This window comes from Micromonospora sp. NBC_01392, from assembly GCF_045040125.1.
Lineage (GTDB): Bacteria > Actinomycetota > Actinomycetes > Mycobacteriales > Micromonosporaceae > Micromonospora.
Genome location: NZ_CP109549.1, coordinates 1,738,110 through 1,764,351, shown reverse-complemented (window position 1 = coordinate 1,764,351; position 26,242 = coordinate 1,738,110). Strand labels below are relative to the sequence as shown.

Annotated in this window: 24 protein-coding genes and 2 pseudogenes; 11 read left to right on the top strand and 15 right to left on the bottom strand. The window is 74.2% G+C overall.

Going from position 1 to position 26,242, the window contains the following annotated elements:
- Window positions 1-16: 16 nt before the first annotated feature.
- Entirely contained in the window at window positions 17-1,267 is a 1,251-nt protein-coding gene (locus OG767_RS08310; protein ID WP_405092876.1) for a PP2C family protein-serine/threonine phosphatase, read from the bottom strand.
- Window positions 1,268-1,352: 85 nt separating this feature from the next.
- A complete protein-coding gene (locus OG767_RS08305; RefSeq protein ID WP_405092875.1) occupies window positions 1,353-1,898 on the bottom strand; it encodes a GNAT family N-acetyltransferase in 546 nt (181 codons plus the stop codon).
- Window positions 1,899-1,949: 51 nt separating this feature from the next.
- Between OG767_RS08305 and OG767_RS08300 the strand changes: the two genes are divergently transcribed.
- A complete protein-coding gene (locus tag OG767_RS08300; RefSeq protein ID WP_405092874.1) occupies window positions 1,950-2,792 on the top strand; it encodes a YhjD/YihY/BrkB family envelope integrity protein in 843 nt (280 codons plus the stop codon).
- A gap of 5 nt (window positions 2,793-2,797) precedes the next feature.
- Here OG767_RS08300 and OG767_RS08295 read toward each other — a convergent pair whose 3' ends face one another.
- Together OG767_RS08295 and OG767_RS08290 are read right to left on the bottom strand one after the other, a co-directional pair.
- Window positions 2,798-3,964, bottom strand: coding sequence for an alkaline phosphatase PhoX (locus OG767_RS08295; protein ID WP_405092873.1), 1,167 nt, complete (start codon window positions 3,962-3,964; stop codon window positions 2,798-2,800).
- Window positions 3,965-4,055: 91 nt separating this feature from the next.
- On the bottom strand, window positions 4,056-4,475 hold the full coding sequence (locus tag OG767_RS08290) for a 50S ribosomal protein L7/L12 (RefSeq protein WP_405092872.1): 420 nt from the start codon (window positions 4,473-4,475) through the stop codon (window positions 4,056-4,058).
- Window positions 4,476-4,543: 68 nt separating this feature from the next.
- Between OG767_RS08290 and OG767_RS08285 the strand changes: the two genes are divergently transcribed.
- Window positions 4,544-6,142: a phytoene desaturase family protein gene (locus tag OG767_RS08285; RefSeq protein ID WP_405092871.1), complete on the top strand. Its 1,599-nt coding sequence runs from the start codon at window positions 4,544-4,546 to the stop codon at window positions 6,140-6,142.
- Window positions 6,143-6,195: 53 nt separating this feature from the next.
- On the opposite strand, the gene OG767_RS08280 is transcribed toward OG767_RS08285, so the two are convergent.
- Window positions 6,196-6,831, bottom strand: a complete 636-nt coding sequence (locus OG767_RS08280; RefSeq protein ID WP_405094159.1) for a TMEM175 family protein — start codon at window positions 6,829-6,831, stop codon at window positions 6,196-6,198.
- 109 nt (window positions 6,832-6,940) lie between these two features.
- On the bottom strand, window positions 6,941-8,521 hold the full coding sequence (locus tag OG767_RS08275; RefSeq protein ID WP_405092870.1) for a Rieske 2Fe-2S domain-containing protein: 1,581 nt from the start codon (window positions 8,519-8,521) through the stop codon (window positions 6,941-6,943).
- Between the two features lie 257 nt (window positions 8,522-8,778).
- On the opposite strand from OG767_RS08275, the gene OG767_RS08270 reads away from it, so the two are divergent.
- Entirely contained in the window at window positions 8,779-9,003 is a 225-nt protein-coding gene (locus tag OG767_RS08270; RefSeq protein ID WP_107155975.1) for a DUF2631 domain-containing protein, read from the top strand.
- An 80-nt stretch (window positions 9,004-9,083) separates the two neighbouring features.
- On the opposite strand, the gene OG767_RS08265 is transcribed toward OG767_RS08270, so the two are convergent.
- The 8 genes from OG767_RS08265 to OG767_RS08230 form a co-directional block, all read right to left on the bottom strand.
- Window positions 9,084-10,304: a DivIVA domain-containing protein gene (locus OG767_RS08265; RefSeq protein ID WP_405092869.1), complete on the bottom strand. Its 1,221-nt coding sequence runs from the start codon at window positions 10,302-10,304 to the stop codon at window positions 9,084-9,086.
- Window positions 10,305-10,326: 22 nt separating this feature from the next.
- The gene (rlmN, locus tag OG767_RS08260) at window positions 10,327-11,472 is read right to left on the bottom strand and encodes a 23S rRNA (adenine(2503)-C(2))-methyltransferase RlmN (protein WP_281935651.1); all 1,146 of its coding nucleotides are present in this window, start codon (window positions 11,470-11,472) and stop codon (window positions 10,327-10,329) included.
- A 104-nt stretch (window positions 11,473-11,576) separates the two neighbouring features.
- Window positions 11,577-12,848 carry a phosphatidate cytidylyltransferase gene (locus OG767_RS08255; protein WP_405092868.1) on the bottom strand — a complete coding sequence of 424 codons (1,272 nt, stop codon included), beginning with the start codon at window positions 12,846-12,848 and terminating at the stop codon, window positions 11,577-11,579.
- Between the two features lie 259 nt (window positions 12,849-13,107).
- A complete protein-coding gene (gene frr / locus OG767_RS08250; protein WP_107155971.1) occupies window positions 13,108-13,665 on the bottom strand; it encodes a ribosome recycling factor in 558 nt (185 codons plus the stop codon).
- Between the two features lie 83 nt (window positions 13,666-13,748).
- Window positions 13,749-14,516: a UMP kinase gene (pyrH, locus tag OG767_RS08245; protein ID WP_036345766.1), complete on the bottom strand. Its 768-nt coding sequence runs from the start codon at window positions 14,514-14,516 to the stop codon at window positions 13,749-13,751.
- 152 nt (window positions 14,517-14,668) lie between these two features.
- Window positions 14,669-15,496 carry a translation elongation factor Ts gene (tsf, locus tag OG767_RS08240; RefSeq protein ID WP_405092867.1) on the bottom strand — a complete coding sequence of 276 codons (828 nt, stop codon included), beginning with the start codon at window positions 15,494-15,496 and terminating at the stop codon, window positions 14,669-14,671.
- 141 nt (window positions 15,497-15,637) lie between these two features.
- Window positions 15,638-16,552 (bottom strand): 30S ribosomal protein S2, encoded by a 915-nt coding sequence (rpsB, locus tag OG767_RS08235; RefSeq protein ID WP_405092866.1) that lies wholly within the window; start codon window positions 16,550-16,552, stop codon window positions 15,638-15,640.
- 232 nt (window positions 16,553-16,784) lie between these two features.
- Complete coding sequence (locus tag OG767_RS08230; protein ID WP_405092865.1) at window positions 16,785-17,882, bottom strand: hypothetical protein; 1,098 nt, start codon at window positions 17,880-17,882, stop codon at window positions 16,785-16,787.
- A 224-nt stretch (window positions 17,883-18,106) separates the two neighbouring features.
- Here OG767_RS08230 and OG767_RS08225 point away from each other — a divergent pair, with 224 nt between their 5' ends.
- From OG767_RS08225 to OG767_RS08200, 6 genes and pseudogenes are all read left to right on the top strand, one after another.
- Window positions 18,107-18,466, top strand: a complete 360-nt coding sequence (locus OG767_RS08225) for a YraN family protein (protein WP_281935668.1) — start codon at window positions 18,107-18,109, stop codon at window positions 18,464-18,466.
- Window position 18,467: 1 nt separating this feature from the next.
- A complete protein-coding gene (locus OG767_RS08220; RefSeq protein WP_405092864.1) occupies window positions 18,468-19,988 on the top strand; it encodes a YifB family Mg chelatase-like AAA ATPase in 1,521 nt (506 codons plus the stop codon).
- Window positions 19,985-21,193, top strand: coding sequence for a DNA-processing protein DprA (locus OG767_RS08215; protein ID WP_405092863.1), 1,209 nt, complete (start codon window positions 19,985-19,987; stop codon window positions 21,191-21,193). The genes OG767_RS08220 and OG767_RS08215 overlap by 4 nt, the downstream gene beginning before the upstream one ends.
- A gap of 198 nt (window positions 21,194-21,391) precedes the next feature.
- A pseudogene (locus OG767_RS08210) lies at window positions 21,392-21,806 on the top strand (site-specific integrase); the annotation flags it as partial.
- A 137-nt stretch (window positions 21,807-21,943) separates the two neighbouring features.
- Window positions 21,944-22,444, top strand: a pseudogene (locus OG767_RS08205) (tyrosine-type recombinase/integrase); the annotation flags it as partial.
- Window positions 22,445-22,487: 43 nt separating this feature from the next.
- A complete protein-coding gene (locus OG767_RS08200; protein ID WP_405092862.1) occupies window positions 22,488-23,669 on the top strand; it encodes an aminotransferase class V-fold PLP-dependent enzyme in 1,182 nt (393 codons plus the stop codon).
- On the opposite strand, the gene OG767_RS08195 is transcribed toward OG767_RS08200, so the two are convergent.
- On the bottom strand, window positions 23,603-24,352 hold the full coding sequence (locus OG767_RS08195; RefSeq protein WP_405092861.1) for a murein hydrolase activator EnvC family protein: 750 nt from the start codon (window positions 24,350-24,352) through the stop codon (window positions 23,603-23,605). The genes OG767_RS08200 and OG767_RS08195 overlap by 67 nt on opposite strands.
- Window positions 24,353-24,484: 132 nt before the next feature.
- On the opposite strand from OG767_RS08195, the gene OG767_RS08190 reads away from it, so the two are divergent.
- Together OG767_RS08190 and OG767_RS08185 are read left to right on the top strand one after the other, a co-directional pair.
- The gene (locus tag OG767_RS08190) at window positions 24,485-25,135 is read left to right on the top strand and encodes a methyltransferase domain-containing protein (protein ID WP_405092860.1); all 651 of its coding nucleotides are present in this window, start codon (window positions 24,485-24,487) and stop codon (window positions 25,133-25,135) included.
- A complete protein-coding gene (locus tag OG767_RS08185; RefSeq protein ID WP_405092859.1) occupies window positions 25,132-26,238 on the top strand; it encodes a sulfite oxidase in 1,107 nt (368 codons plus the stop codon). Before OG767_RS08190 ends, OG767_RS08185 begins: the two co-directional genes overlap by 4 nt.
- Window positions 26,239-26,242: the final 4 nt, after the last annotated feature.

Here is a 26,242-nt window from a genome sequence, read left to right as displayed (position 1 = left end):
CACCGGGCTGGGACGGTCAGACCTCGGGCGCGGCCACCGGGCCGGGGCGGTCGCGGCCACCGGACGCGGTGAGGTGCTCCAGGTGGCGCATGGGCAGGTGCGGCGGCTGCCACTCCAGGAACAGCGCGGTGGCGTCGTCGTCCAGCTCGTCCTGCTGGTACGCGAGAACGGCGCGGATCAGGCGACGCATCGTCTCCGGGCTGGGCAGCCGGTCGTTGAGGGCACGCTCGACGAAGTCGACCAGCCGGTCCAGCCCGAACCGCTCACTGTTGTCGCCGCGCGCGTCGGTGATGCCATCGGTGTAGGCGAGGATGCGGTCGCCCGGGTGCAGCGCCTCCTCGTGCACCCGGGGGCGCTTGCCCGACAGGTTGCCCAGGCCGAGCGGCAGCGCGGTCGGGCCGGGCAGCGCCCGGACGGCCCGGCCGTCCCGCAGCAGCATGGCGCCCGGGTGGCCCGCGTTGATGATCCGGAGCAGACCGGTGCGCCTGTCGAGTTCGGCGAGCAGCGCGGTCGCGAACGTGCCGGGGTGCTCGGCGCGTACCCACCTGTCGATGCTGATCGCCGTGTCGACCAGATCGAGGCCGGTACGCCGGGCGTTGCGGTACGCGCTGACCACGAGCGAGGCCAGCGCGCTCGCCTTGATGCCGTGCCCGCAGGTGTCGAAGAGCCCGACGCTGAGCACGTCGTCGTTGAGCGCGTAGTCGAAGATGTCCCCGCCGACGTCGTAGCAGGGTTCGAGGATCGCGGTGATCACCAGGTCGTCGGTGGCGAACGTCAGCGGCGGCAGCAGCCCCCAGACGATCTCGGCGGCAACCTGCATCGGCAGGCGGCGGCGGATCCGTTCGACGACGTCACCGTAGAGGCGGCGGTTCACCAGGAGCTGGGCGACGTTGACCGCCACCTCCCAGGCCGGCCGCTCCAGCGCCGGGTCGCCGGCGGCCGGGGACACGACCTCCAGCACCCCCAGCCGTTCGCAGCCGAGCAGCAGGGGCACCCAGAGCCGGTCCGGGTGGGCGGGCGCGCGCTGCACCTCGAGACTGGTGAACGCCCGGCCGGCCAGCGTCGTCTCGATCGTCAGCTCGCCCCGGGCCGGGCCGGCGCCGGGCAGGGGGACGAGCGACGACTGCGTGTAGTCGGCCAGGTAGATCACGATCTCGCTGGCGCCGATGGCCGGCGCGGCGCTGCTCACCAGGAGCGACAACTCGTCCGGCCCACCCCGGGACGCGTGGAGTTGCAGCCAACGCGCTGCCTCGCCGCCGTCGACCACCGCACCTCCCCCGCGTCCCCACCACCGTAGGAGTCCGACGGCGAACTGCCAACGTACGGGCACCGGACGAGACGAGGAACTCCGGCTAGGCGGGACGGTCCAGGACGAACGTCTCCAGCTCCGCGCCGCCGTACCAGTCGGTGCGCACGCCCAGGTGCGTCATGCCGAGCCGCCGGGCCACCGCCGTCGACGGCTCGTTGCCGGCCATCACCACCGCGTACACCCGGCCGGTGCCGGTGGCGAACTCCCGCTCCAGCACCGCCCGGGCCGCCTCGGTGGCGTAGCCGTGGCCCTGCGCGTCGGGGTGCAGGTGCCAGCCGACCTCCAGGTCGTCGGTCGGCGTGACGCCGTCCCGGCCGGGCAGCGGCTTGAGCAGCACGCTGCCGGCCGCGCAGCCGGCCACGCGCGGTTCGATCGCCCACAGACCCCACCGACCGGCGTACGGCGCGTTGCGCTCACGCCACAAGCGCACCCGGTCCAGCGCCTCGGCCGGGTCGGTCAACCGCCCCTTGCCGCCGCCCAGCCAGCGCATCACCTCCTCGCGGGAGTAGATGTCGTAGACCCGGGCGAGGTCGTCGGGTGACTCGGTCCAGTCCCGGACCACCAGCCGCTCGGTCGAGGCGATCATCATGACGCCGGATCGTAATGCGTGGCCGGCGACCGCGCGGGGAACGAGGGGGCGATGGGCGACGGCTGGCAACGCACCAAGCGGATCACCTCGGCGGCGTTCCGGCCGGTCCGGGGCCGGGACCTCTCGCTGCACGCCGCCGCGATCACGTTCTACGGCGCGATCGCCGTGGTACCGGTGGCGCTGTTGGCGATCTGGCTCACCGGGCTGCTCGCCGGCGCCGACCGGGTGCGCCGGCTGACCTCGTACGCGATCGACACGCTGCCCACCGAGATCGGCGCGCACCGGGCGGTGGCCGCGCTGGTCGAGGCCGGGTTGGGGCTGACCCCGCTGCTGGCGCTCGCCTCGCTGCTGCCGGCCTCGCTCTACGGCGAGGGGCTGCGCCGGGCGTTCGTCTCGGTGGCCGAGCCGCGCGCCGAGTCCGGCGCGCTGGTCGGCTGGCGCGGCCGGCTGCTGCTGCTGCCGCTGCTCGCGCCCGCCCCGGCCCTGCTGCTGTCGATCCTGCTGGCGCTGCCGCTGACCACCCGGCTGGTCCGGCAGGGCGGCTGGATCGGCGCGCTCGGTGTGGTGCTGTCGTTCCTGGCGGTGTGGCTGGTGCTCACGCCGGTGCTGGTGTGGGTGTTCCGGGTGGTCGGCCCGGCCTCCCCGGACTGGTTGTCCACGCTCGGCATGGGCTCGTTCACCGCCGCGAACCTCTCCGGCTTCCTGCACGGTTTCGTGCTGTTCTGCTCGCTGCCGCTGAACCTGGGCGTGCCGTTCGGCGGGTTCGACGAGATCGGCGGCGGGGTGGCGGTGCTGCTCTGGCTCTACCTGTTCCACGTGATCGTGCTGGCCGGCTACTCGGCCACGCTGGCGTTGAGCCGGTGGCGGGCCGCCCGGGAGGCGGCCCGCGCCTGAGCCGGTCAGCGCCGAAACGGGCCGCGTACCTCGTAGGTGATGCCGCCGGTGCCGGCCTTCGCGCCGCTGGTGCCGCGCTGTGACGAGAAGTAGAGCCGGCTGCCGTCCGGCGCGAACGCCGGGCCGGTGAGTTCCGACGCCGGCTGCCCGAGCAGCCGCAGGAACGGCGTCACCACGCCGGCCGGCGTGATCATGTTGATCTCCATGTCGCCGCCGTCCTCGGCCACGTAGAGGTCGCCGCCTCCGATGCCGGTGATGTTGTCCACCCCGGTCAGCGGCGCCGCGCCGGCCTCCACCAGCGAGTCGTCGTACGCGAGGTCGAGCCGCTCCCGCGCCGCGTCGTACGCCCACACCCGGTTGTCGCCCTTGGTGGTGAACCAGCAGGTGTCGTCCGCGTACCAGCAGCCCTCGCCGCCGGCGAACGACTTCGCGGCGCCCACCTGGAAGCGGGTGGGCACCGGGAAACCGTCCCGGTCCGGCAGGTCCCGCCAGGTCACCGGGCCGGCCACCTGGTCCTCCGGGGCGCAGAGCACCTGCACCCGACCGGTGCGCAGGTCACCCCAGGTGTCCGGGACGAAGCGGTAGAAGCAGCCGTCCGGCTCGTCCTCGGTCAGGTAGACCACCTGCCGGACCGGGTCGCAGGCCGCCGCCTCGTGCTTGAAGCGACCCATCCGGGTCCGCTCCTCGCCGCCCCGGCCGCCGTCCGGCCAGGTCTCGAACACCCGGCCCAGCGGCACCTCCTCGCAGGAGAGCCACGTGCCCCACGGGGTGGGACCGCCGGCGCAGTTGTTGTTGGTGCCGCCGAGGATCCGGTACGCGGCGACGATCGTGCCGTCGGCCGCGAAGCGCACCGCCGAGGCGCCGCCCACCAGCGGCACCTCCGAGTTGGAGACGTAGTACCAGCCGTCGCCGGCCGGGAAGCACGCGCCGCCGTCCGGCGCCGGGTGCCAGACGTACGAGGTGCCGGCGACCCGCTGGCCGGAACGGGCGATCACCCGACTGGTGAAGCCGGCCGGCAACCGGAGACCGTTGGCGTCGGCGGCCAGCAGGTCACCGTAGGGGCCGGGGCCGGGCTGGGCGGGCGCTGCCGGCGCGGCGGCGGCCCAGAGGCTGCCCGCGAAGGCGGTGCCGCCCACCACGGTGGCAGCACGCAGGACGGTACGACGATCCATCGGATGACCTCCCCGAGACGACGACTCCCCGCCGACGGTAGACCCGTCGTCGCATCGACCGCTGCCGCTGCGCGGTGAACGCCGGATGACGTCAGAGTCGGTCGACGTACCGCTTCGCCTCGGCCAGCGACCAGTTCGTGTGCTCCCGCACCAGCTTGACGGCGTGGATCTTCTTCCCGGCGTGCACCAGCCGGGTCGCCTCGGCGCGCACGCCGCCGCCCGGGTCGACCGGGCCGCCGGGTGGAGCCGGCAGCGGGCCGCCCGCCCGCAACGCGTCGACCGCCTGCTTCGCCTCCAGCAGCGGCAGCCCGGTCTGCTGGCGCAACAGCCGGACCGCCTCGACCGTGTGCCCCGCCCGGGCCAGCCGGAGCACCTCCCCCTGCCCACCGTTGGCGGCCGGGTCCGGGGCGACCAGATCCCGGGGACGGCCGGCGGACCGCCGGAGCACGAACCAGAGCAGGAGCAGGACGACGAGCACGGCCGGGAGCGCGAACTGGACTGCCTCGGGCATGCCGGCCACGGTAGCGCCCGGCCGCGAACCCTCCCGCCGGGGTCGGCCCGGCAGTAGGCTCCGTTCCCATGAGTGACGGGACTGAGCTGCCGGCACGCGCCGACGTCGTCGTGGTCGGCTCCGGGCACAACGGCCTGGTCTCGGCGATCCTGCTGGCCCGCGCCGGCCTCGACGTGCTGGTGCTGGAGGCGGCCGAGGTGATCGGCGGCGCCACCCGCACCGAGAACCCGTTCCCGCTGGTGCCCGGGCTGCGTCACTCCACCGGGTCGTACCTGCTCGGGTTGATGCCGCCGGAACTGCTCGCCACGCTCGACGTGACCATTCCGGTGCTGCGCCGCGACCCGCACTACTTCCTGCCCACGCCCGGCGGCCTCGGCTCGCCGTACCTCCTCTTCGGCAGCGACGCGGCGGCCACCCGGCGGCAGTTCACCGAGATGTTCTCGGCGACGGACGTGGCGGCCGACGACGCGCTCCAGGCCGAGCTGGCGCAGCTCCGCGAGGACCTCGCGCCGGCCTGGCTGGCCGAGCCGCTGCCGGTCGACGAGACCGCCGAACGCTACGTCCGGCCGGCGCTGCGGCAGGTCTTCGTCGACCTGGTCCGCGGCTCGGTCGCCGACCACCTGGCCCGCTTCGACTTCCGCTCCGAGCTGCTGGTCAGCATGTACGCGGTCACCGACGGGCTGTCCGGCCTCAATGCCGGCCCGGACGACCCGGGCACCGGGCACAACTTCCTGGTGCACAACATGTGCCGGCTGCCCGGCGCGGACGGCACCTGGATGATCGCCGAGGGCGGCATGGGCACCGTGTCGCGCACGTTCGCCGACGCGGCCCGGGGCGCGGGCGCCCGCATCGTCACCGGTGCCCCGGTCACCGCCGTCACGCTGGACGCCGGCGCCGCGTCGGGCGTGGTGCTGGCCGACGGCCGGGAGGTCGGCGCGTCAGTGGTGCTGGGCGCGTGTGACCCGTACCGGCTGATCGACCTGTTGCCCGACGGCGCGCTCCCGGCGGAGCTGGGCGCGCGGATGGCGGCGGTCCGCCGGCCCGGCACCACGCTCAAGCTCAACCTGGCGCTCACCGGGCTGCCGCGCTTCTCCTGCCTGCCGGCCGACGCGCCGAGCCCGTTCGGCTCGACCATCCACCTGCTGCCCGGCTCCGACTCGCTGGTCGGCGGCGGCGGTGAGTCGCCGATGGCGGCGCTGCGCGGCATGTGGGCCGACGTCCAGGCCGGGCGGCTGCCGGACGAGCCGACCATCGAGTGGTATGTGCACACCACCGTCGACCCGTCGCTGCAGGACGCCGCCGGGCACCACTCGTCGGCGCTGTTCGTCCAGTCGGTCCCCTACGAGCTGGCCGGCACCACCTGGGACGCGGCGCTGCCCGGGTACGTCGAGCGGCTGATCGCGATCTGCGAGCGGTACGCGCCGGGAACCGCCGACCTGATCGCGGACGCGGTGCCGCTGCCCCCGCCCGGCATCGAGGCCCACTTCGGCATCACCGGCGGGCACATCCACCACGTCGACAACACGGTGTCGTTCACCGACCGGATGCCGTACGCCACCGGCGTGGACGGCGTCTACGCCGGCAGCGCCGGCTGTCACCCGGCGGGCAGCGTGATCGGCGCCGCCGGCCACAACGCCGCCCGCCGCATCCTCGCCGATCTGAAGTAAGGAGGGGCCCCCTGTTAACGCCTCCGGTAGAGCAGGGGCCCCCTTTTAACACCTCACGACGAGGCCGCCTCCTGCCCGGCGCGCGGCAGGTCACCGGGGCCACGGATCACGTAGAGCCCGATCAGCAGCAGGTACGCCAGCAGGCTGAGGACCGGGTCGACGAAGACGACCGCGAACGCGACCAGGTACAGCAGCGGGCCGAGCCGGAACCGGCGGGCCACCGCCCGGGCCAGCCGCGGGTCGAGATCCGGGTGCAGCAGGCCCCGGCGGCGGGCCCACCACCAGCTCAAATTGAAGAACACCGCCTCGCCGAGCACCGTGCCGACGTACAGCGCCGCGGTCAGCCGCTGGTCGCCGACGGAGCCGCGCAGATTGTCCGCCAGCAGGTTCGCGGTGAACGGGATGGCCGCCACGAACATCAGCAGCAGCAGGTTCAACACCAGCAGCATCTGGTCGACCCGGCAGACGTAGCGCCACATGTTGTGGTGCGTCAGCCAGACCTGACCGACGACCGCGAACGTGATCACGTACGCCAGGTAGGCCCGCCACTCGTGCGCCAACGCGGCCGGCAGCCCCCGGTCGCCCGGGGCGTCCGGGCCGAACTGGAGCAGCTCGACCGCCATCAGCGTGAGCACGATGGCGATCACCGCGTCGCTGAACGCCTCCACCCGGGAGGCGTCCCGCGCCATCTCGCTGCTGCGCGCGAACCGGTACGCCGGCTCCCGGTCCGCCCCCGTCACGCCGCCCCCCACACCAGAAGATGGTCGCGCGCCGAGGGCGGCGGGCGGGGCGAAAGCGTCAGATGGCCGGGTTCCCGGCCGGCGCCGGCGTCTCCTCGTCGGCCCGGTGGGCGCGGATCTTGTGCCCGACGCTGGTCAGGCACCGACCGCTGGGCAGGTCGAACTTCCACCCGTGGAGCTGGCAGGTGAGCTGGTCACCGTCGACGATGCCGAACCGGCTCAGGTCCGCCTTCAGGTGCGGGCAGCGCCGCTGCACCACCCAGCCGTCGACCGTGATGTCCTCGGCGTCGACCGCGCGCTCGTGCTCGTCGTACCAGCCCTCGGCGTACTGGAGCCGCTCCTCGGAGAGGCACTTGAAGAACGCGTAGACGAACTCGTTGTACTGACCGATCCGGGCCGCCGAGAACCGGCAGGAGAGGAAGAGCGAGTTGACCCAGTCGACCTCGCCGATGTGGAACAGGTGCTCGATCAGCGCCCGCTCGGTGCGGAACCGGTAGCGGACCTTCTCGTCCGCGTACGGCCGGACCTCCTTGCCCGGGAAGTCCACCACGATCGACTCGACGTCGGCGCCGTCGTAGCTGACCAGGTCGAAGCGGACCGGGCCGCCGACGCCCTTGGCCAGGTAGATCGACTCGTCGAGCAGCGGCTCGATCCGGCGCTTCATCTCGGCCAGCACGTCGATCTCCGGGTGCCGCCAGGACGCCTTCTCGGCCTCGATGACACCGCGCTTGCGCTCCCGCATCTCCTCCAGGTGGGCGACCTTGTTCGCGAAGAACTCCTCCACCGGCTGCGGGTGGGTGGTGGTCGCGCCCTCGGTGGTGATCTCGGTGACGCTGCCCGGCAGCAGCACGATGCCGTTGTGGCCGCCGACCTTCGCGTACTCGGCCAGGAAGACCGACTGGTCGGGGAAGATGTTGCCCTCGTCGCCGAAGATGTCGTTGAACTGCCACAGCTCGTCGTCGAGGAAGCAGGGCGGGCCGGCGATCGGGAAGACGTGGTCGGCCTTCAGGTCGTCGATGTAGCGCCAGGTGCGGTCGAACTGCCGGTCCCGCTTCTGCTTGCCGAACGCGGTCTTCGCCGACTGCGGCAGCTCGTAGACCATCGGGTACCAGATCGCGCCGGAGAACTGGAGCATGTGCGCGTGCACGTGGCCCAGCTCGGCGAAGACGGTCAGGTCGGTGGGGCGGGCGTCGTTCTGGTTGAGCAGCCGGACGCCGTCGTACTCGACCCAGAGCGACGAGTCGCCGATCGGGCCGTCGGTCGGGCTGGTCAACGCCTGGATCATGATCTTGAGGCCGCCGGGCAGCTCCACCACCTGCTCGTTCGGGGCCTTCAGGAACGTCGTGAAGCCCAGCTCCCGCAGCTCGTCCTCCATCTCGGAGGTCGGGTACTCGGGCAGCAGGACGGTGGCGTCCTTCGAGACGAAGTCCCGCAGGTGCTTCGCGTCGAAGTGGTCCCGGTGCAGGTGCGACACGTACAGGTAGTCGACCTGGCCCAGCGTCGCCCAGTCGAGCTGGGAGTTGTCGGGGAAGGGGAACCACGAGGCGAAGTAGGCGGGATTGACCCACGGGTCGCACAGGATGCTGCCCGCGGGCGTGTCGATCCGCATGCTGGCGTGGCCCGTACCGGTCACTCGCACCGTAGTCCCCCTCAAAAAGGCATCAGGCGTACGACAAGACGCTACCGGAGACAGTGTGGTCGCCGTCCCGCGACGCCCACAGTGCCGGCCGGCCCCCGCGGAACAGGTCCAACGGCCCGGGCCGATCCGCCCGCCGTCGCGCCGGCCGCCGGTCGCCCGTGCGGGTCGTCCGACCCTGTCGGGTCGGACCCTGCGCCGGGCCCGGCACGCGGCGTGCCAGACTAACCGGAGATCCGATCGCGAGGGAAGGACCGACAGTGGCAGGAGACGAGCCGGTAACCGCGCCAGACCAGCACAGGCCCGGGCACCGCAGGTCCGGACGGATCGGTGCGGTGGTGTCGGCGGTGGCCCTGGTGTTGATGGCGCTCTGCGGCACCGAGGAGGGCCGGGTGGAGCACATCTGGCTGTTCGGGATCGCCGCGCTGCTGCTCGCCATCGTCATCGGCGACGCCGTGCTGCGCCGCAACGGCCTGCGGTCCTGACACCCGGCACCAGCGGTACGCGGAAGGGCCCGTCCCCTCGGGGGCGGGCCCTTCGTCGTCGGTACGTCGTCGGGTGCGGCTCAGCGGCCGAGCAGGATGTCCTGCACGTCCTTGAGCGCGGCGTCGACCTCCGCCTCGAAGTAGCCGCCGGGCACCAGGCCGAAGCGCAGCGTGTCCAGCTCCTTCGGGTTCACCGGCATCGGGTTGCGCCCCTGCATGCCGCCGAGCAGCGTGTCGAAGAAGCGGTCGACCTGGTCCGGGTCGTACCCGCTGCCGAACCGACGGACCTGGAAGCCGCGCCGGATCTGGTCGACCCGGTGCAGGTCGCTGCCGGGCGGGCCGGCCATCGGCGGGCCCACCATCGGCGGGCCGGCGGCCGGCGGACCGACAAGCGGCGGGCCCGTCATCGAGGGGCCGCCGCCGTAGCCCTGGTCCGGCGGGCCGTAGCCCGGATCCGGCGGGCCGTAGCTCTGCTGCGGCAGCGCCGGCGGGCCGGCCGGGCCGCGCCCACGCAGCTCCCGCAGGTCCCGCTCGGGCATCCGGATCTCCGCGGTCATGTCGGCCCGACCGTGCCGGCCGGCCTCGAAGCCGTCGAAGCGGTCGCTCGGGCCGCCGTACCCACCCGGGCCCTTGTCCTGGCCGTAGCCGCCCGGACCGGTGTCCTGGCCGTGCCCGTACCCGCCCGGGCCGGTGTCCTGGCCGTAGCCGCCGGGGCCGGTGTCCTGGCCGTAGCCGCCCGGACCGGGCGGCAGGCTGCGCGGCGGCGGTCCGCCGTGCCCGATCGGGGCACCCGGCCCGGGGCCCATCGGGCCGGGACCGGCCGGGCCGCGCGGCGCGTCGTAGCCGCCACGCGGGCCGTCGTACCCACCGGCGAACGCGCCGGTCGGCTCGTCGTAGCGGTTGCCGTAGCGGTCGACGGGCGGGCCGGCCTGGGCCGGCATCTGCCGGGGCGGCATCGGCGGCTGCGGCACCGGGGACAGGCCACGGTCGTCGCGCATCGGCGGGCCGAGCCGGTCGGCCATCCGGGGATCGCCACCGCGCCCGCCGGGGGCGCCGGCGCGCTCCTCCAGCTCGGCGAGCTGCCGCTCGACCCGGTCGAGGTGCAGGTCGACCTGCCACTCGTCATAGCCGTTGAACCGGACCCGGAAGACGACGTCGTGGACCTCCTGGGACGCGACGGGCGCACCGACCGGCTGGCCGTCGAGGGTCGCCTCGACCCGGTCCAGGAAGGCGTCCACCTCGTCGACCTTGTATCCCCGACGGAGCGCCTTCCGCCGGAAACGCTGACCCTGACTCGCCACTATGTCTCCTGGTCTCGTACCGCTACGCCGTTGCCGCGCGGGGGTCGCTGTCGGTGTCCTCGGCGGCGGCGAGCTGCCCACACGCCCCGTCGATCTCGCGCCCCCGGGTGTCCCGCACCGTGGTGGACACGCCGGCGTCGCGCAACCGCCTGACGAACTCCCGCTCGACCGGCTTCGGGCTGGCGTCCCAGCGGCTGCCCGGAGTCGGGTTGAGCGGGATCAGGTTCACGTGGGTCAGCTTGCCCGCCAGCAGCCGCCCGAGCAGGTCGGCCCGCCACGGCTGGTCGTTCACGTCCTTGATCATCGCGTATTCGATGGACACGCGACGCCCCGTCGTGGCCGCGTAGTCCCACGCCGCGTCCAGCACCTCGGACACCTTCCAGCGCTGGTTGACCGGGACGAGTTCGTCGCGCAGCTCATCATCGGGGGCGTGCAGCGACAACGCAAGGGTCACGGAGAGGTCTTCGCTGGCCAACCGCCGAATGGCCGGCACCAGCCCGACCGTGGAGACGGTGATGTGCCGCTGGGACAGGCCGAGCCCTTCCGGGGCCGGCGCGACCAGCCGGCGGATCGCCGCCACCACCCGCGCGTAGTTGGCCAGCGGCTCACCCATGCCCATGAACACCACGTGCGACAGCCGCGGCGGCGAGCCGGCCACCGCACCGGAGGCGGCCACGCCGGCCAGGTAGACGGCCTGGTCGACGATCTCCGCGGTGGAGAGGTTGCGGGTCAGCCCGGCCTGGCCGGTGGCGCAGAACGGGCAGGCCATGCCGCAGCCGGCCTGGCTGGAGATGCAGACGGTGACCCGGTCCGGGTAACCCATCAGCACGCTCTCCACCAGCGAGCCGTCGTGCAGCCGCCAGAGCGCCTTGCGGGTGGCGCCGTCGTCACAGGCCAGCTCGCGCACCGGGGTGAGCAGCGTGGGCAGCAACGTGCCGGCCAGCCGCTCCCGGGTCGCCGCCGGCAGGTCGGTCATCCGCTCCGGGTCACGGACCAGGCGGCCGAAGTAGTGGTTCGACACCTGCTTGGCGCGGAACGCCGGTTCGCCCAGCTCGGTGACGAGCGCCTGCCGGCCCGGCAGGTCGAGGTCGGCGAGGTGGCGGGGAGGCATCGCGGGCCGGCGGCCGCGGGCGTCGGGGTCTACGGAGATCAGCGGGAGGCTCGTCATGGCGCGTCCAGTCTGACACGCGCCGAGCCGGACGCACCTGTCCACCGGCGCCGAATCGCCCCCGACCGGCCGGTCGGGGGCGTGGCGACGACGTGATCCATCCCTCAGCTCACCACCGGCACGAACACCGCCAACAGCAGGTACGCCGTCGGCACCGCGAACAGGATCGAGTCGAGCCGGTCCATCAGGCCGCCGTGGCCGGGCAGCAGGTTGCTCATGTCCTTGACGCCCAGATCGCGCTTGATCATCGACTCGGCGAGGTCACCGAGCACCGCCGCGCAGGACATCGCCATCCCGAACAGCGCGCCCCACCACGGGGCCACGTCGAACAGCAGCCACAGCAGCAGCGCGCTGCCCGCCGCGGCGGCGGCGACCGAGCCGGCGAAGCCCTCCCACGACTTCTTCGGGCTGATCTTCGGGGCCATCGGACGCTTGCCGAAGGCCACCCCGGCCGCGTACCCGCCGGTGTCGGAGAGCACCACCGCCACCAGCGTGACCAGCACCCGCAGGTGACCGTCGTCGGGCGCGGCGGCGAGCAGGGCCGCGAAGCCGGCGAGGAAGGGCACGTAGACCGCGATCAGCGTGGCCGCGGTCAGGTCACGCTGGTAGTTGCCGGGACCGTCGCCGAGCCGCCAGATCATCGTGCCCAGCACGGTGACCAGCAGCCCGAGGCAGAGCGCGTCCGGGCCGGCGAACCAGGCCAGCCCGACCATGATCACGCCACCGGCGACCAGCGGCACCAGCGGCGGGTGGGCGCCGCTGCGGCGGACCGCCCGCGCCATCTCCCAGATGCCGATCGCCACCGCGGCGGCGAGCACGGCCAGGAACGCCGGCAGGAAGAAGAAGAGCGGCACCACGATCGCCGCGCCGAGGGCCGCCCCGACGCCGATCGCCGCCGGCAGGTTGCGGCCCGCCCGGGACGCCGGCGGCGCGGTGGTCGGGGGACGGTCCGCGCTCGCCCGTCGACGCCCCTTCGACCGGCGACCGGCCGGCGGTTCGGGCGCGGGCTCGGCGCGTACCGCGGGGTCGTCACGGACCGTGAACTCGTCGCGGACCGGGGCGATCTGCGCGGTGGGGTAGTCGTCGTCCGGCCGGTCGTCGCCCGCCGGGCCGCGGTCGCCGGGCTCGTCCCGCCGGCCAGGCGGCGCGGCCGGGGCGCCGTCGGGCGGCCACGGCGCGTCGTGGTGCCGCTGATCCAGCGGGTACGCGTCGGTGACCGGCCCGGCGTACGCCTCCGCGTCGGGAAAGGCGTCCGGGCCGGGGGCGGGACGCCGCCACGGGCCGGGCTCCAGGCCGGTCTCCGGCCAGGGCAGGGCGGGGGCCGAGCGGTCCCAGCCGCGCGGCTCGGTGCTGCCGTAGGGGTCGGGGTGGGACATCACGCACCGGCAGACGGTACGAAAGCCACCACATGACGCAAGACCAAGACCATCCCCTACCGGCGTGAGACTTCCTGTTGACCGACCGACGGCCGGGCGATTCCCGCCGTTCACCCGGTGGTGGTCGGGAATCGTGCCGAGCCTACTGCAACCGGCCGGCGTCGAGGGTGGACGCCGCCGGGCACGACGACGGCACCGGGCCGCCGCCCGGGGTGCCGGGCGACGGCGGCGCGGTGCCGTGACGGAGTGCGCGGGCCGTTCAGACCTCGAGCAGCTCGCTCTCCTTGTGCTTGATCATTTCATCCACGGTGCCGACGAAGCGCTGGGTCAGGTCGTCCAGGTCCTTCTCCGCGCGCCGGCCCTCGTCCTCGCCGACCTCGCCGTCCTTGACCAGGCGGTCCAGCTCTTCCTTGCCCTTGCGGCGGATGTTACGGACGGCGACCTTCGCCTCCTCGCCCTTCTGCCGGGCGACCTTGATCATCTCGCGTCGCCGCTCCTCGGTCATCTGCGGGAGCACGATGCGCAGCTGGTTGCCCTCGTTGTTCGGGTTCACCCCGAGATCCGAGTCGCGGATCGCCTTCTCCATCGCATTGGTCTGCGAGGTGTCGTACGGCTTGATGATCACCATGCGCGGCTCGGGCACCGCGATGGACGCCATCTGCGGCAGCGGGGTCGGGCTGCCGTAGTAGTCGATGACGATCCGGGAGAACATGGCGGCGTTGGCGCGACCGGTGCGGATCCCGCCGAATTCCTCCCTGGCGTGCTCGATGGCACGCTCCATCTTCTCCTCCGCCTCGAGGAGGGTGTCGTCGATCACCGGTCTCCTCGCCTCCTTCTGTCGCTCGTCGTGGGCTGTGCTGGGGCTGTGGCAGAGGACCGCTGCCGGTCCGGGTGGGCCGGTCAGGCGGTGATCAGCGTGCCGATCTTCTCACCGCCGACGGCGCGGACGATCGTGTCGTCACCCTGGGCGCCGAAGACCAGCATCGGCAGGCCGTTCTCCATGCAGAGGCTGAACGCGGCGGCGTCGGCGACCCGCAGGTTGCGGCGCAGCACCTCGGAGAAGGTGATCGAGTCGAGCTTGCTCGCCGTCGGGTCGATCCGGGGGTCGGCGGTGTAGACCGCGTCCACGCCGTTCTTGCTCATCAGCACCACGTCCGCGCGGATCTCCAGCGCGCGCTGGGCGGCCACCGTGTCGGTGGAGAAGTACGGCATCCCGGCGCCGGCGCCGAAGATCACCACCCGGCCCTTCTCCAGATGCCGGATCGCGCGCAGCGGAATGTACGGCTCGGCGACCTGGGCCATGGTGATCGCGCTCTGCACCCGGGTCTCGATGCCCTCCTTCTCCAGGAAGTCCTGGAGCGCGAGGCAGTTCATCACCGTGCCCAGCATGCCCATGTAGTCGGCGCGGGCGCGGTCCATGCCGCGCTTCTGCAGCTCGGCGCCGCGGAAGAAGTTGCCGCCGCCGACCACCACGGAGACCTGCACGCCGCGGCGGACCACGGTGGCGATCTGCCGGGCGATGCCCTGGACCACGTCCGGGTCGACGCCGATCGCGCCGCCGCCGAAGACCTCGCCGGACAGCTTCAGCACCACCCGACGGGACCGGCCGGGCGGAGGGGCGGTCGGGTCATCCGCCGCCAGGCTCCGGTCACTCACAACCTGCGTCATCCGCCCCGCCCCTTCTCCCCGCGCACCGCGCGAGCGTCGCGTACCTGCCCTTGCCGACCCTATGTGACGAGGAGGCCGCGGTGCCTGTCGCGTACACCGGCGGCCTCCTCGTCCACGTTCTCGCTGCCCGGGCCCGCGGCCCGGGTGGCGGCTCAGGCCTGGCCGACCTCGAACCGCACGAAGCGGGTCACCTCGATGCCGGCCTCGGCCAGCACCTGCTTGACGGTCTTCTTGTTGTCGGCGACCGAGGCCTGCTCCAGCAGGACGAAGTCCTTGAAGAAGGCGTTCACCCGGCCCTCGACGATCTTCGGGAGCGCCGCCTCGGGCTTGTTCTCCTCGCGGGCGGTCTGCTCGGCGATGCGCCGCTCGGACTCGACCGTCTCGGCGGGCACCTCGTCCCGGGTGAGGTACTTCGGCCGCATCGCGGCGATCTGCATCGCGACGCCACGGGCGTCCGCGTCGCCCGCCTCGTCGGTCTTGCCGGAGAACTGCACCAGCACGCCGACCGCCGGGGGCAGGTCCTGGCTCTTGCGGTGCAGGTAGACCGCGGTGGTGCCGTCGAGCTTGGCGAAGCGGTTCAGCACCAGCTTCTCGCCGATCTTGGCGGACTGCTCCTGGATCAGGTCGGCCACGCTCTTGCCGTCGATGGTGCTGGCGAGCAGCTCCTCGGCGTTGGTGGCGTCACTGGTCACGCCGTGCTCGACCAGCTGCTGGGCCAGCGCGATGAAGGCGTCGTTCTTGGCGACGAAGTCGGTCTCGCAGTTGAGTTCGAGCAGCGCCTGGCCGGAGTGGGCGATGAGACCGTTGGCGGCGGTGCGACCGGCCCGCTTGCCCACGTCCTTCGCGCCCTTGACGCGCAGGATCTCGACGGCCTTGTCGAAGTCGCCCTCGGCCTCGGTCAGCGCCTTCTTGGAGTCCATCATGCCGGCGCCGGTGAGGTCCCGGAGCTTCTTGACGTCCGCGGCGGTGAAGTTGGACATGACTCTCTCTTCAGTGTCTGTGACTACTGCGGTGGGATGGTCTGACTGCCGGTTACCCGGAACCGGGCCGGTGTCGCCCGGTGTGTCCGCCGCGCCCCGCCGGCCGGCGCAGAACCGGCCGGCGGGGACGCGGCGGTGCGATCACTCCGCGGCGGCGGTCGCCGGCTGCTCGGCGGCCTTCTTCGGCTCCTCGGCGGCGGCCGGGGCCGACTCCTCGGCGGCCGGCACCGGCTGCTCGGCAGCGGCGGCGGGCTGCTCGTCGGCCTTCTTCGGCTCCTCGAGCAGCTCGCGCTCCCACTCGGCCAGCGGCTCGTCGGCGCCGACCTGGCCCGCCTCGGGCTTCTCGTCGCCGCCCCGGCCACGGCCGGAACGCGCGATCAGACCGTCGGCGACGGCCGCGGCGACGACCCTGGTCAGCAGCTCGGCCGAGCGGATGGCGTCGTCGTTACCCGGGATCGGGAAGTCGACCTCGTCCGGGTCGCAGTTGGTGTCCAGCACGGCGATCACCGGGATGCCCAGCTTGCGGGCCTCGTCGACGGCGATGTGCTCCTTCTTGGTGTCGACGATCCAGACCGCAGCCGGGAGCTTCTGCATGTCCCGCAGGCCACCGAGGGTCTTGGTGAGCTTGATCTTCTCGCGGGAGAGCTGGAGGGTCTCCTTCTTGGTGTAACCGGCGGCGGTGCCGCTCAGGTCACCCAGGGCCTCAAGCTCCTTCATCCGCTGGAGCCGCTTGTACACGGTCTGGAAGTTGGTCAGCATGCCACCGAGCCAGCGGTGGTTGACGTACGGCTGGCCGACCCGGGTCGCCTGCTCGGCGATGGCCTCCTGGGCCTGCTTCTTGGTGCCGACGAACAGGATGCTGCCGCCGCCCGCGACGGTGGTGCGGATGAACGAGTACGCCTTCTCGATGTAGTCGAGGGTCTGGCGCAGGTCGATGATGTAGATACCGTTGCGCTCGGTGAAGATGAAGCGCTTCATCTTCGGGTTCCAGCGCCGGGTCTGGTGCCCGAAGTGCACACCGCTCTCCAGCAGCTGACGCATGGTCACGACGGCCATGGTGGGTACTCCTACTTTGTCCCTGGTTGTCCGTCCGGCCGGCGGCCGGACGCCTGGCGCCCGGTCGCCGGCCAGGGTGGGCCCGGACGAAGGACCGGGACCAGGGAGGCCGTCGCTCCACGGAATGACCATGGAGAGGGCACGCGAGGTCGACCGCGCGAGGCGGTCGCCAGTTGACCAGTGTACGCGCCTTCTCCGCCCCCCGGCCCCGGGGTGCGCGGTCACGGGGCGGTCAGCGGGCCGCGAGCGCGGCGGCGACGAAGAGCACCAGACCCACGGTCAGGTACGCGGTCGGCGGGCGGAGCCAGCCGCGGCTGCCGTCGGCCAGCGCGAGCCCACCGGTGCGCAGGCCATACAGCCCGGCACCGAAGATCGGCAGCCCGACCACGAGGAACGTGCCCACCACGACGTGCGAGGTGGAGACCGGGTCACCCACCAGCCCGTGCAGCAGCACCCGGAACGCGGGCACCTCCAGCACCAGCACGAGCGCCGCCAGCAGCACCGCCAACGCCGGGCGCCGGGTCCGGTAGACGCCGTCACCGGGCGGCGGCCCGTCCGGCCGGGGCACGACCGCCGGCATCGGGCCGGTCGGCATCTCCAGCGGGTTCACCGGCGCCGTCGGCTCGACCGGGGCGGTCGGGCGCTCGCCGATGGTCAGCGAGGTGGCCGCACCCGGGCTCGGCCGGCCGCCCACCGAGATCTGCGTCCCGCCGGCCGTGGCGGGCTCCGCCGACCGACCGGTCTCCACGATCGGGTAGCCGCCGAGCGGGCCGGGGCGGGCCGGATCGCCACTCCCGGCCGGGGCATCCGCGCCGAACCCCCCGAACGAGCCCGGACCGGCCGAAACGGCACCTCCGGCCGGGGCGTCCGCGCCGAAACTCCCGAACGAGGCGGGTCGGGCCGGGTCGGCGCCCCCGGCGAGGGCGTCGGTCCCGCGCGACCCGAGCGGGTCCGGCGCGCCACGCGACGCGGTGCCGAGCGCGTCGACGCCGCTGCGCGACACCGCGCCGAGCCGGTCGTCCCCCTGCCCGGCCGCCGCCTCTCGGGCCGCGCGCCGGCCGGCCCGCCCCGGCAGCTCCCCGGAGACCTCCGGGTCGTCCGGTCGCTGTGACCGCCAACCACTCGTGTCGTCGACGAGCGGATCGGCGGCGGAGTACCGACCCGGGTCCGCGTACCGACCCTCGCCCGCCCGCTGCTCCGGGGCGCGGTAGTCGTCGTCGCGGTAGCGCGACTCGCCCGCGGCACGCCAGTCCGACTCGTACCCGCGGTCGCCCCACCGCGGTTCCTGCTGATCCTCGGGATAGCTCCGTCGTCCGTCCACGACGGGCACGGTATGCGACCGGCACCAGCCACGCCATTCGGGTCGGCCGGAGCGTCACCGCAGCTCATCCCCACGCCGCCCGGTCGTCGTGCGATCACGGAGCGTGTCCTCGCGGATCGTCCCTTTAGCAGATCGGGCGCGAGATCGGGTGCCCGTCCACAACCCCACCCTCGTCCACAGGCCGGCGGCGGCAGCTCCGCACGACCACGCCCGTCGGTCGCATCCTGACCGGCATGACGAACCGGAACCAGGCCGTCGGCGCCTACGGCGAACGGTGCGCGCTGCGGCACCTGATCGAGACCGGGCTACGCCCGATCGCCCGCAACTGGCGCTGCCCCGACGGGGAGATCGACATCATCGCCTGGGAGGGGCCGGTCCTCGCCTTCTGCGAAGTGAAGACGCGGCGCACCGAGCGGTACGGCTCCCCCGCCGAGGCCGTGGTCCGGGCCAAGGCACGCCGGCTGCGCGGCCTGGCCGCCCGCTGGCTCGCCGAGACCGGCACCACCGCCGACGAGGTCCGTTTCGACGTGCTCTCGGTCCGGTTGCCGGCCGCCGGCCACGCCCGCGTGGAACACCTCCGGGGCGCGTTCTGACATGGGCTACGCCAAGGTCCTCAGCGTCGGGCTGGCCGGCGTGTCCGGGCAGGTGGTCGAAGTGGAGGCCGACCTCGCGCCCGGCCTGCCGGCGGTGCTCATCTCCGGCCTGCCGGACACCGCGCTGCACGAGGCGCGCGACCGGGTTCGCGCCGCCATCGTCAACTCCGGCCAGAAGTGGCCCAACCGGCGGATCACGCTCAACCTGCTCCCCGCCACCCTGCCCAAGTACGGTTCCGCGTTCGACCTCGCCATCGCCGTCGCCGTGCTCGCTGGTTCCGGCGAACTACCGCCGGTCGCCCTGGAGGGCACCGTCGTCCTCGGCGAACTCGGTCTCGACGGCGCGGTCCGCCCGGTCCGGGGCGCCCTGCCCATGGTCGCCGCCGCCGCCCGGGCCGGCTGCCCGCGCGTCGTGGTGCCCGCCGGCAACGCCGCGGAGGCCGCCGTCATCCCCGGCGTACGGGTGCACGGGGTCGACACGCTGCACCGGCTCGTCGCGCACATCCGCGGCGGCGTGCCACTGCTCGCCTCACCGGAGCCGCCGCCGGCCGGCGCGCCCACCGGTCCCGACCTCAGCGACGTCGCCGGGCAGCCCCTCGGCCGGCGGGCCCTGGAGATCGCCGCCGCCGGCGGCCACCACCTCGCCCTGCTCGGCCCGCCCGGGGCCGGCAAGACCATGCTCGCCGAACGGCTGCCGTCGATCCTGCCCGCGCTGGACGACGAGGCCGCCCTGGAGGTGACGGCGCTGCACTCGATCGCCGGCCTGCTGCCGCCCGGCGGCGGGCTGCTGCGCCGCCCACCGTTCCAGGCGCCGCACCACACCGCCACGGTGCCCGCGCTGGTCGGCGGCGGCTCCGGGCTGGCCCGGCCCGGCGCCGTGTCGCTGGCCCACCGGGGCGTGCTCTTCCTCGACGAGGCGCCGGAGTTCAGCAAGGGCGCGCTGGAGGCGTTGCGCCAGCCGCTGGAGAGCGGACGGGTCCGGGTCGCCCGCACCCGGGGCGCCACTGAGTACCCGGCCCGTTCCCAACTGGTGCTGGCCGCCAACCCCTGCCCCTGCGCGAAGCCGTCCGGCGACGCCGACTGCGAGTGCGCCCCGCAGGCCCGGCGGCGCTACCTCGGCCGGCTCTCCGGGCCACTGCTCGACCGGGTCGACGTGCAGGTGCAACTGCTGCCGGTGACCGCAGCGGAGCTGATGGAGACGGTGACCGTGAGTGAGTCCTCGTCGACGGTCGCCGCCCGCGTCGCCGCGGCCCGACGGGCCGCCGCCGACCGGTGGGCCGGCACCGGGCACCGGCTCAACGCCGAGATACCGGGGCCGCTCCTCCGCCGTCCACCGTGGCGGCTCCCCGCCGACGACACCGCTGAGCTACGCGCCCGGCTGGACTCCGGATCGATCTCCGCACGCGGCTTCGATCGCGTCATCCGAATGGCCTGGACCGTCGCCGACCTGGACGGGCGCGCCCGCCCGGACCGGCAGGACGTGCTGGAGGCCCTCCAACTCAGGACGGGAGCAGGCGCATGAGCACCGGGGAGGAGCGGCTGCTCGCCCGGCTGGCGTTGACCTGGCTCGCCGAGCCCGGCACCTGGACCGTGTACCGGCTGGTGGACTCGATCGGCCCGATCGCCACGCTGGACCTGCTGCTCGACGGCGGCGCACCCGAGGACCGGCTCCGCGCCACCGTGGCGGCCCGCCGCGCCAGCGGTGACGCACGCGGCGTCGCCGCCGACGCGCTGGCCCGCGCGGAACGGCTCGGTGCCCGCGTCATCTGCCCGGAGGACGCCGAGTGGCCGGTTCGACTCGCCGACCTGCGCCGTCTCCGGCTGTCCAATACCAGCCGGCGGGTGGACCTGGAAACCGCCCCGCCGCTGTGCCTGTGGCTGCGCGGCGCCCGGCGACTGGACGAATCCCTGGAGCGTTCCGTGGCCGTGGTCGGCGCCCGGGCCGCGACCGCGTACGGCCTGCACGTGGCGACCGAACTCGGCTACGGTCTCGCCGACCGGGGCTGGACCGTGGTCTCCGGGGGCGCCTTCGGCGTCGACGCGGCGGCGCATCGGGGCGCGCTGAACGCCGGCGGGGTGACGGTGAGCGTGCTGGCGTGCGGGATCGACCGGCCCTACCCGATGGGTAACGCCGCGCTCTTCGACCGGATCGCCGAGTCCGGGTTGCTGCTCGGCGAATGGCTGCCCGGGGCGGAGCCCTTGCGTCCCCGGTTCCTCATCCGGAATCGCGTGATCGCCGCCGGCACCCTCGGCACCGTGCTGGTGGAGGCGTCCGCCCGCAGCGGGGCGACCCAGACGACGAGACGGGCGCTCGCCCTCAGCCGCCCGGCCATGGTCGTTCCGGGTCCGGTCACGTCGGCCATGTCCGTCGGCGCCCACGAGATCCTCCGCGAGGAGCCGAGGGCCCGCCTGGTCACCGGCGTGGCACACGTGCTGGAGGAGGTGGGTCGGATCGGCGCGGACCTCGCCCCGCCCGTACGCGGGCCGAGCCGGCCCACCGACCAGCTCGACGACGAGGCCACGCTGCTGGTGGAGACGTTTCCGCGTCGCGGCGTGATCGGGCTGGAGGCGCTGGCCGCCCGGGCCGGCGTGGACATCCGGGCGGCCATGCGGAAGCTGTCGCTGCTGGAGGAGCTCCACCTCGTGGTGCGCCGTGACGGCGGGTACGCGTTGGCTCCCCCGCCGGCGATCGTCAGGCGGACGGACGCCCGGACCGAAGATGGGTGAGCGCGTTCCGCTCCCCGGTCTCCAGCTCCGCGACGAGACTGTGGATCGCGTCCGGCAGGCCACTGTGGACGAACCGTACGACGGACAGCGGCGGGCAGCGCGCGTCCGCCTGTCGGTACCCGACCGGCTCACCCGGTGCCCGTAGGCTCATCCCGACCACGGGGCCCCCGCCGGCGCGGGATCGACGACGAGGTGGGCATGAGCGGACGACGCGGCGGCACCCGCGACCTCCACGCGGCGCTGCCCACCGCCATGCGCGCGGCGGTGGACGACTTCGCCGACCACCTGTCCCAGGTGCGGAACCGCTCCGCGCACACCGTCCGGGCGTACGTCACGGACGTGGTCTCACTGCTGGACCACGCGGCGCGGATGGGTTGCGCCGACCTGCCCGAGTTGGACCTCGCGGTGCTGCGCAGTTGGCTGGCCCGGCAGCGGACCATGGGGACCGCCCGGACGACGCTGGCCCGGCGGGCCGCCGCCGCCCGGACCTTCAGCGCCTGGGCGCACCGGGCCGGCCTGCTCCCCGACGACGTCGCCGCGCCGCTGGCCAGCCCCCGGGCCCGCCGGGACCTGCCCACCGTCCTGCGCGCCGATCAGGCCGCCGCCCTGATGGACGCCCCGGCACGGGCTGCCGAGGCCACCGAGGCCACCGACCGGAACCCGGGACTGCCCGCCGAGACCGAAGCCGAAGCCAACGCCGACGCGGGCGACGGGGCTGGGGCGGGCGACGGGGCCGGTCCGCCGGAGGCGGTGCTGCTGCGGGACCGGCTGCTGCTCGAACTGCTCTACGGCACCGGGGTGCGGATCAGCGAGGCGTGCGGCCTGGACGTCACGGACGTCGACCAGGCCCGCCGGGTGGTACGCGTGCTGGGCAAGGGCGGCCGGGAGCGGGCGGTGCCGTACGGGGTCCCGGCGCAGCGCGCGCTGGACGCGTGGCTCGACGCCGGCCGGCCCGCCCTGGTGGTGCCCGGCTCGGGCCGCGCGCTGCTGCTCGGGGCCCGGGGCGGACGGCTGAACCCGACCACCGCCCGGCGGATCGTGGCCGGCTGGACCGCGGCGGCCGGCGTGCCGCGGGTGACCCCGCACGGGCTGCGCCACTCGGCCGCCACCCATCTGCTCGAAGGCGGCGCGGACCTGCGCGCCGTGCAGGAGCTGCTCGGGCACTCGTCGCTGGCCAGCACGCAGATCTACACACACGTCTCGATCGAGCGGCTGCGGGCGGCCTACCGGCAGGCGCACCCACGGGCCTGACGGAACCGGCCGGCGGTGATCCATGGCGGGCTACCATCGACGGATGACGGTGCCGCAGCCGCCCGAGCCGATTCCCGGGGCTCGGCTGCTCTTCTCCCTCGACCCGTCCGTCAGCCACCTCAACCACGGCTCGTTCGGTGCCGTGCCGATCGCCGTGCAGCGCGCCCAGCAGCGGCTGCGCGACGAGATGGAGGCCAACCCGCTGCGGTTCTTCGCCCAGGGCCTGGTCGACCGGATCACTCACGCCCGGCGGCACCTGGCCACCTTCCTCGGCGCCGACCCGGACGGCACCGCCCTGGTCGGCAACGCCACCGCCGGCGCGGCCGTGGTGTTGCAGTCGCTCGGGCTGCGCCCCGGCGACGAGGTGCTGACCACCGACCACGGGTACGGCGCGGTCGCCCTGTCGGTGGCCCGGGAGTGTGCGCGGACCGGGGCGGCGTCCCGGGTCCTGTCGGTGCCGTTGACGGCCACCGACGAGGAGGTCGTCGAGATCGTGCGGGCCGGGCTGCGTCCCGGGCGGACCCGGTTGCTGATCGTCGACCAGCTCACCTCGCCGACCGCCCGGCTGTTTCCGGCGGCGGCGCTCGTCGCGGTGGCCCGGGAACGGGGCGTGCAGGTGCTGGTGGACGCGGCGCACGCGCCGGGCATGCTGCCGGCCACGGTGGCGTCGGTCGGCGCCGACTTCTGGGTCGGCAACCTGCACAAGTGGGCGTACGCGCCGCGCGGCGCCGCCGCGCTGGTGGTGGCGGAGCCGTGGCGGGAGCGGATCCAGCCGCTCGTCGTCTCGTGGGAGCAGGGCAGCGGGTTTCCCACCCGGGTCGAGTGGCAGGCCACCCTGGACTACACCGGTTGGCTGGCCGCCCCGGTCGGCCTGTTCACGCTGCGCAGCCTCGGCGTGGACCGGGTGCGCGCGCACAACGCGGCGCTGGCCGCGTACGGGCAACGGGTGGTCGGGGACGCGCTCGGGGTGGCGCCGGAGCGGCTGCCGGCGCCCGGCGGACCGGCGGTCGCCATGCGTCTGGTGCCGCTGCCGCCCGGCGTCGCGACGACGCTGGACGCGGCCCGGGCGCTGCGGGCCCGGATCGCGGACCGGCTGGCCGCCGAGGTGTCGGTGGCCGGCTGGAACGGCCGGGGTTACCTGCGGCTGTGCGGCCAGGTCTACAACACCCCGGAGGAGTACGACCGGCTGGCGGTGCGGCTGCCCGCGCTGCTCGCCCAGGGCTGATCGCCCGGGTTGGCCGGCGTCGGGTCGAGGGGGAGGAGTCGGACCCGGCCCAGCCCGAGCAGGGCGAGCGGGTCCAGGTAGTCGTCACCGTGGCGCAGTCCCCAGTGCAGGCAGGCCTCGGCGGCACAGCCGGGGTGCCCGGCGAGCAGCTCGCCGACCGGGGTGCCGGCGTCGACCCGGGTGCCGGCCGCGAGCCGGGAACGGACCGGCTCGTAGGTGGTGCGCAGCCCGTCACCGTGCCCGACGGTGAGCACCGGCCGGCCGGCCACCGCGCCGGCGAAGAGGACCGTTCCCGCTCCGGCGGCGCGCACCTCGGCACCCGGTGCGGCGACGAGGTCCACGCCCCGGTGCCCGGGCAGCCAGGGCTCAGGTGGCGGGTCGAACCGCCGGGCCACCCGGGGTGGGCCCGGCAGCGGCCACCGGAAACGTGCCGCCGCACCGGTTGTCGGCGCCTTGGCCGCCGACACCGGTCGACCGGCCGGCGGTGCGGCGCCGTCCCGCGGAGAAGCCCGGAGCGGCGGTGGCGCGGCCCCGACGGGAGGTACGGCCGCGGCCGGCGGTGGACCCGCCGGGCGTACGGCGCCGGCCGGTGCCGGGCGGCGCGACGGCTCGGCGGACGGGCCCGGCACGAGGAGCAGCACCAGCAGCACGGCCGCACCGGCGCGACCGATCGGGGTAGCCATGCCGCGCACTCTGCCCGCGCCGCCCGGCGTCCGGCCACCGCTCGCGGCCGACGCTGTGGACGGACACCCGCTTGTGGACGACGCCCGAACTCGGGACGGATCTGCTATGGCGGATCCGCCTATGCTGGCCGCGTGACGAAGGACTGGCACGCCTGGCACCGCGACTACGACCAGCCCGACTCGGCGCTGTCCCGGCGGCTCGTCGAGGTGCGGCACCGGATCGTCGAGGCGCTGGACGCGGCGCCGCCCGGCCCGCTGCGCGCGATCAGCCTCTGCGCCGGTCAGGGACGCGACCTGATCCCGGTGCTCGCCACCCATCCCCGTGGCCGGGACGTGACCGCCCGCCTGGTCGAGCTGGATCCGCGCAACACCGAGCCGGCCCGCCGGGCCGCCGCCGAGGCGGGGCTGACCGGCGTGGAGGTGGTCACCGGCGACGCGGCCCTGACCGACCGCTACGCCGACCTGGCCCCGGCGGACCTGGTGCTGGCCTGCGGCATCTTCGGCAATATCGACGACGACGACATCCGCTCGACGGTGCGACACTGTGCATCGCTCTGCGCCACCGGCGGCACGGTGCTGTGGACCCGGCACCGGCGGGAGCCGGACCTGGTGCCGGTCATCTGCGACTGGTTCGCCGAGGAGGGCTTCGTGCCGGTGGCGGTGAGCAGCCCGGCCGACGGGGTGGGGGTCGGCGCGCACCGCTTCACCGGCCCGCCCCGGCCGCTCGCCCCGGGGGTGCGGATGTTCGAGTTCGTGGGGTACGACGAGTTGGAGCAGCGATGACCTCTGTGGACGACGTCAGCCGCCCCTCGCGGGTCGCCGGGCCGGACGAGGCGATCAGCGTCGAGGAGCTTCAGCTCGCCGCGCGCAACCACGGCATCCCGCTGGAGGCGTTGCGGTACGACGTGACGCCGGCGGGCCTGCACTACCTGCTCATCCACTACGACATCCCCGACGTGGACCCGGCCGGGCACACGCTGACCGTGTCCGGGGCGGTCGCGCGTCCGCTCCGGCTGGACCTGGCGACGTTGCGCGCCCGGCCCCGGGTCACCCGGCAGGTCACGCTGGAGTGCGCCGGCAACGGGCGGGCGTTGCTGCATCCACGTCCGGTCAGCCAGCCCTGGCTGGTGGAGGCGGTGGGCAACGCCGAGTGGACGGGCACCCCGCTGGCTCCGCTGCTGCGCGAGGCCGGCCTGTCCGCCGACGCGGTCGACGTGGTGTTCACCGGCGCCGACCACGGGGTGGAGCGCGGCGTCGAGCAGGACTACCAACGCGCGCTGCCGGTGGCCGACGCGCTGCGCGAGGAGGTGCTGTTGGCGTACGAGATGAACGGCGCTCCGTTGCTGCCGCAGCACGGCGCCCCGCTGCGGCTGATCGTGCCGGGCTGGTACGGCATGGCGCACGTCAAGTGGCTACGCGACATCCGGGTGGCGACGGAGCCGTTCGACGGTTACCAGAACGCGGTGGCCTACCGGCTGCGGACCGACGCCGTCGACCCGGGCGTGCCGGTGACCCGGATCGAGCCGCGCGCGCTGGTGCGTCCGCCCGGGTTCCCGGATTTCATGTCCCGGACGCGGGTGCTGCGGCCGGGGCCGTGCACGGTGGACGGTCGCGCCTGGTCGGGGCACGCGCCGGTGACGTCGGTCGAGGTGACGTTCGACGGCGGCGACACCTGGACGCCGGCGCGTCTGGACGAGCCCACCGGAGGCGAGTGGGCGTGGCGCCGGTGGTCGGTGGCGTGGACGGCGACGCCGGGGCGGTACGTGCTGGGGGCGCGGGCGACGGACGCCTCGGGGCGGACCCAGCCGGTCGAGCAGCCGTGGAACCGGGGTGGGTTCGCGAACAACCTGGTGCAGCGCGTCGAGGTGGTCGTGCCGGCGGAGTGATCGG